This is a genomic window from Paraburkholderia sp. JPY419, from assembly GCF_050435705.1.
GTDB lineage: Bacteria > Pseudomonadota > Gammaproteobacteria > Burkholderiales > Burkholderiaceae > Paraburkholderia > Paraburkholderia youngii.
This window is the reverse complement of sequence record NZ_JBNDKV010000004.1, coordinates 736,054-748,762: the sequence shown is the minus strand read 5'-3', so window position 1 is coordinate 748,762 and position 12,709 is coordinate 736,054. Positions and strand designations below refer to the sequence as shown.

Below are 12,709 nucleotides of genomic sequence, written 5' to 3'. Positions count from 1 at the left end.
ACAACGCGGCTTCGAGTCGCCGGAGCCGTGCGTGTCGGTTATTCCGGCGCCGGCTTGCCGCCCGGCCAGCGGTTTTCGAACACGCAATCGGCTAGCGGCAGACGGCTCGCCCAGCGCTCCGTTTCGAGCATCGGCTCGCTGTAGAACGCATCGACATGGCCGAGGCACAGAATCGCGACCGGTCGTGCGCCTTCCGGCATCGCCAGTAGCTGGTGCACCGCGTCGACATCGAACAGCGACACCCACCCAAGCCCGAGTCCTTCCGCGCGCGCGGCGAGCCACATGTTCTGGATCGCGCACGCGACCGACGCAAGGTCCATCTCCGGCAGCGTGCGACGGCCGAACACGTGCCGCTCGCGCCCGTCCATCAAAGCGATCACCAGCAGTTCCGCGCAATCGCGCATGCCTTCGACCTTCAGCTTCATGAACTCGTCGCGGCGCTTGCCGAGCGCGTCGGCGGTAGCGAGCCGTTCGCGCTCGACGATCTCGCGCAAGCCCGTGCGCAACGCCGCATCGGTGATGCGCACGATGCGCCACGGCTGCATGTAGCCGACGCTCGGCGCGTGATGCGCCGCGTCGAGCAGACGCCGCAGCACCGCCGGATCGACCGGATCGGGCACGAAGTGGCGCATGTCGCGGCGTTCGTAAATCGCGCGATAGACCGCCTCGCGCTCGGAGTCGTCAAAAGGCTTCGCCATGAAAGAGGGCGGCCGTGAAAGCCGGGTTGGAGGGCCAGTAAGCGTGCATATAGGTTGCCACAATCGGGCCCACGCGGAACACCGCTTCGCCGGGGGTGTCGCTGTGCGCGCGGGTGGCGAAGCGCTGCGGTTCGAGCGGTGTGGCGAGCTTCGAGTAATGAAACGTGTGGCCGGTCAGCGTGCCGTGCAGGCCGTCGATCTGCTGCATGCCGAGCGACGTGAAGCGCGTTTGCATCGTCGCGTGACCGGGCAGCAGGCCGAGCATCCGCGTGCTCGTGCCTTGAGCGTCGGTCAGGGTGTCGAGCAGGTAGAGCATGCCGCCGCATTCGGCGACCACCGGTTTGTCCGCCGCGACGTGCGCGCGGATCGATGCCGCGCTGCTCATGTTGCCCGCGAGGGTCGCCATATGCAGTTCGGGATAGCCGCCCGGCAGATAGAGCGCGTGCGTGTTGGCGGGCAACGCTTCGTCGGCGAGCGGCGAGAAATAGCTGAGCCGCGCGCCGAGCGCTTCGAGCAGCGCGACGTTGGCGGGGTAGATGAACGAGAACGCGGCGTCGCGCGCGATCGCGATGTGCGTGCCTTCGAGCAGACGCGGCAGCACCTCGGGCGACGGTGTGCCGAAATCGACCGGCGGCGGCAGTTCGGCGAGCGCGGTCGACGCGAGCGTATCCGCCGCGTGTTCGAGGCGCGCTTCGAGATCGTCGATCTCATCGGCTTGATGCAGGCCGAGGTGCCGGTCGGGCAGCGTGATCTCGTCGCTCGTGGCGATGTGGCCGCACCAGCGCAGTTCGGGCGGCAGCGCTTCCTGCAGCATCTGCGCGTGCCGGGCCGAGCCGACGCGATTCGCGAGCACGCCATGAAACGGCAGTTGCGGTCTGAAGCGCGCAAGGCCGAACGCGAGCGCGCCGAAGGTCTGCGCCATCGCCTGCGCGGAAATCACCGCAAGCACCGGCACGCCGAATGTGGTCGCCAGATCGGCGCTGCTCGGCGTGCCGTCGAACAGGCCCATCACGCCTTCGATCAGGATCAGATCGGCTTCTTGTGCCGCCTGCGCGAGCAGGTTGCGGCACGCGCTTTCGCCGACCATCCATAGATCGAGCGACAGCACCGGCGCGCCGCTCGCGCGCGCGAGGATCATCGGGTCGAGAAAATCCGGCCCGGTCTTGAACACGCGCACGCGACGTCCGAGCCGCCGGTGATAGCGCGCGAGACCCGCGGTGATCGTGGTCTTGCCTTGTCCCGAGGCGGGCGCGCTGATGAACAGCGCGGGGCACGCTGCGGAGCGAGTCCGCTTGGGGGGCGCCCCGAAGGAAGTCCCCGTGGGGGGTGCGGACATCGCTCAGAACTCCACGCCGCGCTGCGCCTTCACACCCTGCTCGCGATACGGATGCTTGATCGCGCGCATTTCGGTGACGAGGTCGGCGGCTTCGATCAGCGCGTCGGGCGCATGGCGCCCGGTCACGACGACGTGCAGCATCGGCGCTCGCGCATTGATCACGGCGAGCACTTCGTCGAGCGGCAGGTACTCGTACTTCAGCACGGTGTTCAGCTCGTCGAGGATCACCATCTGGTAGTCGCCGCTTTCGATCATCCGCCGCGCTTCGTTCCAGCCCTTGCGCGCGGTCGCCATGTCGGCTTCGCGGTTCTGCGTGTTCCACGTATAGCCGTCGCCCATCGTGACGAAATCGCATTGCGCGATCGCGCCGAGGAAATCGCGCTCCGACGTATGCAGCGCGCCCTTGATGAACTGCACGACACCCAGCCGCATGCCGTGGCCGAGCACCCGCACGGCCATGCCGAACGCGGCTGTGCTCTTGCCCTTGCCGGTGCCGGTGTTGACGATCAGCAGGCCTTTTTCGACGGTCGCGCTGGCCTGCTTCTTTTCGTGGCCTTCGCGGCGGCGCTCGGTCATGCGTTGATGCGATTCGGGATCGGTTTTCATCGGAGGTCCTGGTCTTGAGGGGCGGGATGGAAGGGCGCTGCGTCGCCGCGTGCGGTGTCGTTCGCCGCCGCAATCGCGACGGTAATGCCGGCGTGCGTGGTCTTGCGTACGACCAGACGGGCGTTTTTCGCGATTGTCGCGCAGACCGACGCTGCTGCCGCCAGTAGCGCACACGGTTCGCACACACCGTCGACACCAAGATGCGCGCGCGCGGCCGCCGACGGCGACGCGACCGGTGCGGCGGCGATCTGCTCGCGGCTGAACAGTTGCAGCGGTAGTTGATGGCGCGAACAGAATTCGAGCAGACCTGCTTCGTTGGCCTTGGCGTCGATCGTCGCGATGGTGTGGATCTGCTCGAAGGCATTCGAACCGAGTGCTGCGCGCACGGCGGCTTCGATGTCAGCCGCATCGCTGTGCAAGCGGCAACCTATGCCGACGCTCAGCGTTTTAATCGCGCTCGCAGCTTGTTCGTGATCGACTCGGCTGTCGCGTTTGGCCGCATCACGCGCAAGCGCGAACGAGGCCACGCCGCCGATCACGACGATCGCCGGCGAGCCGAGCCCCGCGCGCACGACCGCCTCGGCAAACTCGCGCAGCGGCGCGAGCACGTGACGCTGCTCGGGCCGCGTCGCCGATTCGATCGCCGCGCAGGGCGTATCGGCGGACATGCCGGCCGCGAGCAACGCGCCGACGATTTCGCCGAGCCGCCGCATGCCCATATAGATCACGAGCGTCATGCGCGTCGCGGCGAGCGCGGCCCAGTCCGGCTCGCCACCGCCGGCGCCGTGGCCGGTGACGAACACGACGCCCTGCGCGTAATCGCGATGCGTGACCGGGATGCCGAGCGTCGCGGGCGCGGCGATGCCGGCCGTGATGCCGTTGATCACGTCGACTTCGATACCCGCCGCCTGCAGCGCCTGCAATTCTTCGCCGCCGCGGCCGAACACGAACGGATCACCGCCTTTGAGCCGCGCCACGCTGCGTCCCGCGCGCAGATGCCCGAGCATTTGCGCGACGATCTCCGCTTGCGGCGTTGACGGATGGCCGCCGCGTTTGCCGACGTACACGACTTGCGCGTTGGCGCTTGCAAACTGCAGTACGTCGGGATTGACCAGATCGTCGACCAGCACGACATCGGCCTGGGCGAGCGCACGAGTGGCCTTCAGGGTCATCAGTTCGACGTCGCCGGGACCGGCGCCGATCAGCCAGGCGCGCGTCATCGCGGCGTGCATGGCGCATGCCATGCGGAGATGGGGGGAGAGAAGCGGCGTGCGACGGTGCACGCAGCGGTGAATATGGATGTCATGCGGTACAGCGAATCGGGGTGCGGCCACTCGTGCGGTTCGCGGCGGATTCTTAAGTGAGAACGCCACGACACACGCGATGCCACGTTTCTACGCCTTCACATCCGTTCCCCGCGGATTCCGGCGGCCGGCGGCGCAACCTGATGCACGGATGCATGCGGCGCCGCCTCCGCGTCTGGCCGGTATCCGGGCTGGCGGCCTCACGCGCTTCGCCTTCCCGTGCCGGTTGCGAATCTGCGGATTCGCGGGACAGTGGCATCAAAAAACGCATGCGCGGCACGGTGGAATCGAAGGCGATTCGAATCGCGCGCCGCAGGTCGCTTACCGTTGCGGGGACAGCACAGGTTGAACGCGCGACGCGCTGCCTGTTTCCCGTTTAACTGCACATGCGAGCGCATGTGCAGGCACCAAACGCGCGCATACGATAGCACATGACGCCTTGCCAGATAAGCCTCGGCGGCGCTTTCCGGCGCTCTGCGTTGCTTGACTGCGCATGCCCGGGGGCCTACACTCGCACGCACTTTGGGTGCTCGCGTGCGCGTTCATGCGCATGCAGTTAAACGGGAAACAGGGAGCCATCTGCGCTAGAGCGGCTAACCTGTGCTGTCCCCGCAACGGTAAGCGAAAAGCGGTTCCGGCTTGATAGCCGGGCGCCGCGGTGCCGGCTTCGATGTCCTCGCGCAAGGTCGCGTCGACATATCACCACTGGACGAGAAACCACTCGTCCGGGAAGGGGGAGCGGCGCTTTCGCCAGCCCGGATACCGGCCCGAAGAAGCAGAACGACCGCCGCGGGGATGCGGCGGCGCGTTCATGACCTCAGTTCCGCTTTCTGTATTTCCGTTGTCGCGGCAATGCCGTCGTTCGTCCCCGTGTCTAGTGATCGCTGGTACTGTTGCGCGTGCTTCATTCGCTCCATTCGCCAGCCGATGCCGACCGATGCGCGGAACTTGCGGCAGACCGATGCAACGCAAAGGGATGGACCTCACGATGCAAACTCAATTGCGCAAGATTCCCGTCACGATCGTTACCGGCTTTCTCGGCAGTGGCAAAACTACGTTGCTGCGGCACATCCTTCAGCATGCGGGCGGCAAGCGCATCGCGGTGATCGTCAACGAGTTCGGCGAACTCGGCATCGACGGCGAAATCCTCAAGGGCTGCGGCATCGGTTGCAATGAAAACGGCGTCGAGACCGAAGGACAATTGTATGAACTCGCGAACGGTTGTCTGTGCTGCACCGTGCAGGAAGAGTTTTTCCCGGTGATGGAAAAGCTCGCGGAGCGGCGCGACGAACTCGATCATGTGCTGATCGAAACCTCGGGGCTCGCGTTGCCGAAGCCGCTCGTGCAGGCGTTCAACTGGCCGCAGATCCGCAACGGCTTCACGGTCGACGCGGTGGTGACGGTGGTGGATGGCCCGGCCGCCGCAAGCGGCCAGTTCGCCGATAACCCGGTCGCCGTCGATGCGCAGCGCAAGGCCGATCCGAATCTCGATCACGAGTCGCCGCTGCACGAGCTGTTCGAAGACCAGTTGTCGGCTGCCGATCTGGTGATTCTGAACAAGACCGATCTGATCGACGACGCGCGGCAGCACGAAGTGGAAGCCGCGATCCGCGCGGAGATTCCGCCGCAGGTGAAGATCGTGCGCGCGCAGCGGGGGCAGCTCGACCTGCATACGCTGCTGGGGCTCGAAGCGGCGTCGGAACAGACGATCCATCTGCGTCACGACCACCACGGTTCCGCCGACGACCCCGATCATCACCACGACGAATTCGATTCGGTCGTCGTGCAGGCATCGGTGCCGTCGCGCGACGCGGCGCTCGCCGCGTTGCAGACGCTGGTCGAAAGCCACACGATTTACCGTGTCAAAGGCTTCGCGGCACTGCCGGGCGCGGCGATGCGCCTCGTGATCCAGGGCGTGGGCCGGCGCTTCGACAGTTACTTCGACCGGCGCTGGCAGGCGGGCGAAAACGGCGACGACGCCCTGAGCCGCTTCGTCCTGATCGGCGAAGACCTCGATCAACCCGCGCTGCAACAGGCGTTCGACGCGGCGCTCGGCGCGACGTCGAACGCGACGGCATAACGGGCGCGCCAGCATGCATTTGCTGCGCACGACGCCGGGCGGTTTCGTCGACGATACGCAGGGCGTGATCCGCATCGATCAGCAGCCCGCCGATATCGTCGTGCTCAGTTCCGCCGACACCACGCTGTCGCTGCTCGCGAGCGTGGTGCCGCGTCTCGATGACGGCTTCCCGAGCCTGCGGCTCGCGAACGTCACGTATCTGCGTCAGCCGGCCTCGGTCGATTTCTATCTCGACGACGTGTTGCAGCATGCGCGCGTGGTCGTCGTCGATCATCTCGGCGGCGAAGCGTATTGGCCGTACGGCATCGAGCAGGTCGTCGCGCTCGCGCAGCGCAAACAGCAAACGCTCGCGATGTTTTCCGGCGATCTGCAGGAGGACCCGAACCTGCTCGCGCGCAGCACCGCGAGCGCCGAGTTGTGTCAGCAGTTGTGGCGCTATCTGCGCGAGGGCGGTCCGCAGAACGCCGAGGCGTTCTTGCGCTGCATCGCGTACCGCGCGCTCGGTCGGGGGCGCGCGCCCGAGCCGCCGCGCGCATTGCCGGCCGCGTCGCTGTATCACCCCGAGCGCGATACGCCTACCGTTGCCGACTGGCAGGCGCGTTGGCGGCAGGACGCGCCGGTCGTCGCGATCCTGTTCTACAAGGCGCATCTGCAGGCCGCCAATACCGCGGTGTTCGATGCGTTGATCGATGCGCTCGAAGCGCAAGGGCTCAATCCGCTGCCGCTCGCGATCACGTCGTTGAAGGATGCGATGAGCCGCGATGTCGTGCAGTCGCTGTGCGCGCAACATGGCGTCGCGCTGGTGCTGAACACCACCGCGTTCGCCGCGTCCGCGATCGACGACCCCGAGCCGCTCGCACTCGCCGGCGACGCGCCGGTGTTCCAGGTGATCCTGAGCGGCGGCAATCGCGACGATTGGCTGAAAGACAACCACGGCCTCAATTCGCGCGATATCGCGATGCACGTCGCGCTGCCCGAAGCGGACGGGCGCATCATCACGCGCGCGATCAGCTTCAAGGGGCTCGCGTATCGCTGTGCGCATACGCAGGTCGACGTGGTTCGTTATCAGCCCGACCTCGAACGGGTGCGCTTTCTCGCCGAGCTGAGCCGGCGCTGGTGCCGTCTGCGTTCGCTCGATAACGCCGACAAGAAAGTCGCGTTGATTCTCGCGAACTATCCGATGAGCGAAGGGCGCATCGGCAATGGCGTGGGACTCGATACGCCGGCATCGGTGGTCGGCATTCTGTCGATGCTGCGCGATGAAGGCTATCGTGTCGGCGAATTGCCAGACAGCGGCGACGCATTGTTGAACAGGCTGACCGAGGGCGTGACCAACGATCCGGTCGTCCGCGATCTGCGTCCGGCCCTGCAAAGCCTCGCACTCGACGACTATCGCGCGCATTTCAACGCGTTGCCAGCGAGCGTGCGCGACGCGTTGAACGCGCGCTGGGGCAAGCCCGACCAGGACCCGACGCTGCGGCGCGGCCGCTTCATGATCGCGGGCTGGCGCTGCGGGCAGGTGTTCGTCGGCATTCAGCCTTCGCGTTCGCGCGAACAAGGCGACTATGCGAGCTATCACGATGCCGAGCTCGTACCGCCGCATGCGTACCTCGCGTTCTACTTCTGGCTGCGCCACCAGTTCGGCATCGACGCGGTCGTGCACGTCGGCAAGCACGGCAACCTGGAGTGGCTGCCGGGCAAAAGCGTCGCGCTGAGCGACGCGTGCTGGCCCGATCTGATTCTCGGGCCGATGCCGCATCTGTATCCGTTCATCGTCAACGATCCGGGCGAGGGCAGCCAGGCGAAGCGGCGCGCGCAGGCGGTGATCATCGATCATCTGATGCCGCCGCTGACGCGCGCTGAAAGCTATGGGCCGCTGCAAGACCTCGAACGCCAGGTCGACGAATACTACGAAGCATTGATGGTCGATTCGCGTCGCGCAAAGCTCTTGCGTCGCACGATTCTGACGACGATCGTCGAGCATCGGCTGCACGAAGAACTGAGTCTCGCGGCGCCGAACGGACAGGACGATGAAGACGCGCTGCTCACGCGCGTCGATGCGTGGCTGTGCGAGCTGAAGGAAGCACAGATTCGCGATGGCCTGCATACGTTCGGGCAGTCGCCGCGCGGCGTGCAGCGACGCGATACGCTGCTCGCGCTCGGGCGCTTTCCCATCGGCGATGGACAGGGCGGCAAGGCCGGGCTCGTCGACGCGCTGGCGCGCGATCTGCGCATCGATCATCTGTTCGATCCGTTGAGCGTGGATTGGGCCGCCGCATGGGACGGCCCGCGTCCCGAAGTTTTGCAGCGGGTCAGCGACGCACCGTGGCGACATTGCGGCGATACCCGCGAGCGCCTGGAGTTGCTTGCGGGCGAGCTGTTGCGCGGCGTCTGCAGTGTCGATTGCGATGACGCGGATCGTTCGCGGGCCGTCCCCGCAGGCGACGAGAGTCTGCCGCAAGCGGCACAGGTGATCGCGCGCCTGCGCGACGACGTGCTGCCGCGCCTCGACGCCTGTGGCCCGCAGGAAATGACGCAGCTCAAGCGCGGCCTCGAAGGGCGTTTCGTGCCGCCAGGTCCGAGCGGCTCGCCTTCGCGCGGTCGGCCCGACGTATTGCCCACCGGCCGCAACTTCTATTCGGTCGACACGCGCGCGGTGCCGACCCAAGCCGCGTGGGCACTCGGCCTGAAATCGGCACAGCAACTGATCGAGCGGCATCTGCAGGAGCATGGCGATTATCCGCGCGCGATCGGCCTGTCGGTCTGGGGCACCGCGACGATGCGCACCGGCGGCGACGATATCGCCCAGGCGCTCGCGCTGCTCGGCGTGCGGCCGAAGTGGGCGCCGGGCAGTCATCGCGTGACGGACTTCGAGATCATGCCGATCGAAGCGTTCGACCGGCCGCGTATCGATGTCACCTTGCGCGTATCCGGTTTCTTTCGCGATGCGTTCGCGAACGTGATGCATCTGTTCGATGCGGCCGTGCAGGCGGTTGCCGAACTCGACGAGCCCGCGGAGCTGAATCCAATTCGCGCGCGCGTGCAGCGCGAACGCGATGCGTTGATTGCCCGCGGCATGGACCCGGTCGATGCGCGCAAGCGCGCCGGCTGGCGCGTGTTCAGCGCGCGACCCGGCGCGTACGGCGCGGGTCTGCAGCAGATGATCGACTCGCGCGAGTGGCGGACCGACGCCGATCTGGCGAACGCGTATCAGGCGTGGGGCGGATATGCGTATGCGCAGAAGAGCGCGGGCGAGGAGGCGCATCAAGCGTTTGGCGCGCGCCTCGCAGCGCTGGATGTGGTGCTGCAGAACCAGGACAACCGCGAGCACGACGTGCTCGATTCGAACGACTACTACCAGTTTCAGGGTGGCATGGTCGCGGCGGTACGGCATCTGGCCGGTCAGCAGCCGAGTGTCTATCACGCCGATCACAGCAATCCGGCCGCGCCGCGCGTGCGGACGCTGCAGGAGGAGATTGCGCGCGTGATCCGCTCGCGCGTGGTCAATCCGAAATGGCTCGATGGCGTGAAGCGCCACGGCTACAAGGGCGCGGCCGAGATCGCCGCGACCGTCGACTATCTGTATGGCTACGACGCGACCGCGCGCGTGATCGCCGATCATCAGTACGCGCTCGTCGCCGATGCTTATCTGAACGACGCCGACACCCGCGCGTTCATGCAACGGCACAACCCGCATGCGCTGCATTCGATCTGCGAGCGTTTGCTCGAAGCGATGCAGCGAGGGCTGTGGCAGCAGCCGGGCGACTATCGCGCGCAGGTGGAAGCGCATCTGCTTGCGAGCGAACAGCAGATCGAAGGAAGACAAACATGAATGGAGCGATGCGAGGAATGGACGACCTGGGTGGCGCCGGCTCCTCATCGGGCACCGCGTCGCGGCCGGTTTTTCCGTTTGCGGCGCTGATTGGCCAGACTTCGTTGCAGCAGGCGCTGGTGCTCGCCGCGATCGATCCGGGCTTGGGCGGCGTACTGATCAGCGGACCGCGCGGTACCGCGAAGTCGACCGCCGCGCGCGCGCTCGCCGATCTGCTGCCGGAAGGGCAGCTCGTGAATCTGCCGCTTGGCGCGAGCGAGGATCGTCTGATCGGCACGCTCGATATCGAAACCGTGCTGCGCGACGGCTCGGTACGCTTCTCGCCGGGGCTGCTCGCGAAGGCGCATCGCGGCGTGCTGTACGTCGATGAAGTCAATCTGCTGCCCGATGCGCTCGTCGATGCGTTGCTCGATGCGGCGGCGAGCGGCGTGAATACCGTCGAACGCGATGGCGTGTCGCACAGTCATGACGCGAACTTCGTGCTGATCGGCACGATGAATCCCGAAGAGGGCGAGTTGCGGCCCCAACTTATCGACCGCTTCGGTCTGATGGTGGAGTTGCAGAACGCGTTCGAGCCGCAGGTGCGGCAGGCGATCGTCAAAGCGCGGTTCGCGTTCGATCTCGATCCCGCGGGGTTTCGTGCCTCTTATGCGGAGCAGCAGGCTTCATACGTGCAGCGAATTCGCTCGGCGCGCGCGGCGCTGCCGCTGCTGGCGTTCGATGACACCGTCCATGCGCGCGTGAGCGCGCTATGCATCGACGCGGCCGTCGACGGCCTGCGCGCCGACCTCGTGATGCTGCGCGCGGCGCGCGCGCTGGCCGCGTTCGAACAGACGGATGCGGTGACGGTCGGACATGTGGAGCGCGTCGCCGATGCGGTGCTGCTTCATCGGCGACGTCAGCATGATTCGCAACATGGGAATCAGCGTCAGCCGGAAAGCGAGGCGCGGTCACAGGGCGTCGCCGTGGGGGCGTCCGGCGATACGGCGATATCTTCCGCTGACTCGGACTGGGGTTACCTGCCGCCCGAGCCGACCGCGACTGTGCCCGTCAAAGGCGTCATTCCGCTCGACGCAAAAAAACGCTGAGCCATCGGAAGGGCGCCGCCGCTGACTCGCGCAGCGGTTTTCGATGGCCGCAAGGTGCGGGGGCGGATGCGCGCGACACGTCGCGCGGCGAACCGGGCCGGCGCATTGCCTGGCCACCGACGCTCGCCGCGATGCGCGAGCGCACGCTGCGTCGCGAGCATCTGCGTTTCGCACGCGAAGCGCCGCGCGGCGGTGTGCTGCATTGCTTCGTGCTCGATTGCTCCGGGTCGATGCTGGCGGGCCAACGTCTCGCGCTCGCGAAGGGGCTACTGACTGCCTTGTTCGACCGTGCGAGTGCGATGCGCAGCGAGGCTGCGCTGATCTGCTTCGGCGGTGCGGGCGCGGACATACGCTTCGGCCCCACCGTGCCGCGCTGGTGGAACGAGCGATGGCTCGCGCCTGTGGGCGGAGGTGGCGGCTCGCCGCTCGCGTCGGGCGTGCGGAGCGCCGCGCATTTGCTCGAGCGCTGCGCGCGGCGACGGCCGGCCCAGCAGCGCTGGCTCTGGATTCTGACCGACGGCCGCACGCGCGACGAACCCGCGCGGCCGGCCGACGCCGACGAAGTCGTGTTCGTCGATTTCGAGCGTGGTGCGATACGGCTCGGCCGTTGTGAAGTGCTCGCCAATGCGTGGGGAGCGCGGCGGTTGACGCCGGAACAGTTGATCGGCTGATCGATGTGTGCGCAGCGAGCTCGGAGTGCTCCGTCCGCGCGCGCGTTGGTTGCCAGCCGGAGCGTTTATTTCAGCCCGGTGGACCAATGCTGCACATCCTCCTGACGATCGAACACGAACACCTTCATCGCCATCTGTTGAGCGGAATCGAGTTGATCCAGTTCGAGCCCATGCATGGACGGCTCGCCAGGCGTCTCGCCCTTGTGAACGTTGCGGATCACTGCCATCGTCTCGATCTGCGAATCGTATTCGGCCGACTTCAGCCGAAACGCGATGCGCAGCCGCTCGCCGACCTCGCCCAGTGTCCATGACGCGCACAACGACATGCCGAGTGCGCTGATGCCTTTGGCGAGGCCAAGGCCTTCGTATGTGTCGCCGGCCACACCGATGCCAAACCGCACGGGCAGATGCGCGTGGACGCGGATCGATTTGCGCTCGCGTAGCCGGCGGACCATGCCGGGTCTCGACAACACGACATAGTCGAACGGCACGCGGCAGACTGCTTCGACCGTGCAGACGAAACGGAACACGGCCTGACTCGCGATCGCGACGAGCTCGACGTTCTCGCCGGGCGTGAGCGGCAGCGGTTGGCCCTGCTGCGTCGGCGGCGTGACGAACAGCGCATGATTCGGCGCGAAACCGATGATGCGGCATGGGTGCATCGGCGCGCCGCTGCCGAGTTGCGAACGCATGCCGATCAATGCGCCGATCTCGAGGTGCATGTCTTTCAGTGTCAGCTCGACGGTCTCGTCGGGCTGGGTCGTGGGCGCCGGCAGTTGTCGTGCGCCGAGGTCGTGCAGGTCGCCGCGGTGCGGGTGGAAGTGTTGGAACAGAAAGGCGCGTTCGTCGGTGGTCGCGAGCGTCGTCGCGCTTGCGAACAGCAGCGTACCGTCGGCATCGACGATCGGCCATGGGAGCGGCGTGCCTACCGGCACCAAATCGGGTTCGAGCGCCGGCGATGCAGCGGCGCGCTGGGTTTCCTCGACGTGTGCGTCGACGGGATTGTCCATAGTCGGCAGCTAATTTAAGTGGCGGGATGATCTGATTGACGGCGAGGAAGGGTAAAACTTTAACTTGGGGAGCGGTGGCGGATT

General features: G+C 66.5%; 9 protein-coding genes, 1 pseudogene and 2 riboswitches. Of the genes and pseudogenes, 4 read left to right on the top strand and 6 right to left on the bottom strand.

Annotation, left to right across the window (positions count from 1 at the left end; all coding sequences use genetic code 11):
• Positions 1-38: 38 nt before the first annotated feature.
• The 5 genes and pseudogenes from bluB to cobA all read right to left on the bottom strand — a co-directional run.
• Entirely contained in the window at positions 39-698 is a 660-nt protein-coding gene (bluB, locus tag QFZ91_RS31930; RefSeq protein WP_429569633.1) for a 5,6-dimethylbenzimidazole synthase, read from the bottom strand.
• The gene (locus QFZ91_RS31925) at positions 682-2,034 is read right to left on the bottom strand and encodes a cobyrinate a,c-diamide synthase (RefSeq protein ID WP_429569632.1); all 1,353 of its coding nucleotides are present in this window, start codon (positions 2,032-2,034) and stop codon (positions 682-684) included. Before QFZ91_RS31925 ends, bluB begins: the two co-directional genes overlap by 17 nt.
• Before the next feature lie 3 nt (positions 2,035-2,037).
• The gene (gene cobO / locus QFZ91_RS31920; RefSeq protein ID WP_018421084.1) at positions 2,038-2,640 is read right to left on the bottom strand and encodes a cob(I)yrinic acid a,c-diamide adenosyltransferase; all 603 of its coding nucleotides are present in this window, start codon (positions 2,638-2,640) and stop codon (positions 2,038-2,040) included.
• Positions 2,637-3,071: a cobalamin biosynthesis protein gene (locus QFZ91_RS31915; RefSeq protein WP_429570924.1), complete on the bottom strand. Its 435-nt coding sequence runs from the start codon at positions 3,069-3,071 to the stop codon at positions 2,637-2,639. The genes cobO and QFZ91_RS31915 overlap by 4 nt, the downstream gene beginning before the upstream one ends.
• Positions 3,072-3,134: 63 nt before the next feature.
• Positions 3,135-3,860: pseudogene (gene cobA / locus QFZ91_RS31910) on the bottom strand (uroporphyrinogen-III C-methyltransferase); the annotation flags it as partial.
• A 244-nt stretch (positions 3,861-4,104) separates the two neighbouring features.
• Positions 4,105-4,371: riboswitch (cobalamin riboswitch) on the bottom strand.
• Between the two features lie 80 nt (positions 4,372-4,451).
• A riboswitch (cobalamin riboswitch) is annotated at positions 4,452-4,729 on the top strand.
• 203 nt (positions 4,730-4,932) lie between these two features.
• Here cobA and cobW point away from each other — a divergent pair.
• The 4 genes from cobW to QFZ91_RS31890 all read left to right on the top strand — a co-directional run bounded on the left by cobW (position 4,933) and on the right by QFZ91_RS31890 (position 11,615).
• Entirely contained in the window at positions 4,933-6,024 is a 1,092-nt protein-coding gene (gene cobW / locus QFZ91_RS31905) for a cobalamin biosynthesis protein CobW (protein ID WP_429569631.1), read from the top strand.
• A gap of 13 nt (positions 6,025-6,037) precedes the next feature.
• Positions 6,038-9,856: a cobaltochelatase subunit CobN gene (cobN, locus tag QFZ91_RS31900; RefSeq protein WP_429569630.1), complete on the top strand. Its 3,819-nt coding sequence runs from the start codon at positions 6,038-6,040 to the stop codon at positions 9,854-9,856.
• Positions 9,853-10,944: an ATP-binding protein gene (locus tag QFZ91_RS31895; RefSeq protein ID WP_429569629.1), complete on the top strand. Its 1,092-nt coding sequence runs from the start codon at positions 9,853-9,855 to the stop codon at positions 10,942-10,944. Before cobN ends, QFZ91_RS31895 begins: the two co-directional genes overlap by 4 nt.
• A 131-nt stretch (positions 10,945-11,075) precedes the next feature.
• The gene (locus QFZ91_RS31890; RefSeq protein WP_429569628.1) at positions 11,076-11,615 is read left to right on the top strand and encodes a vWA domain-containing protein; all 540 of its coding nucleotides are present in this window, start codon (positions 11,076-11,078) and stop codon (positions 11,613-11,615) included.
• Positions 11,616-11,680: 65 nt separating this feature from the next.
• Here QFZ91_RS31890 and QFZ91_RS31885 read toward each other — a convergent pair whose 3' ends face one another.
• Entirely contained in the window at positions 11,681-12,625 is a 945-nt protein-coding gene (locus tag QFZ91_RS31885) for a flagellar brake protein (protein ID WP_429569627.1), read from the bottom strand.
• Positions 12,626-12,709: the final 84 nt, after the last annotated feature.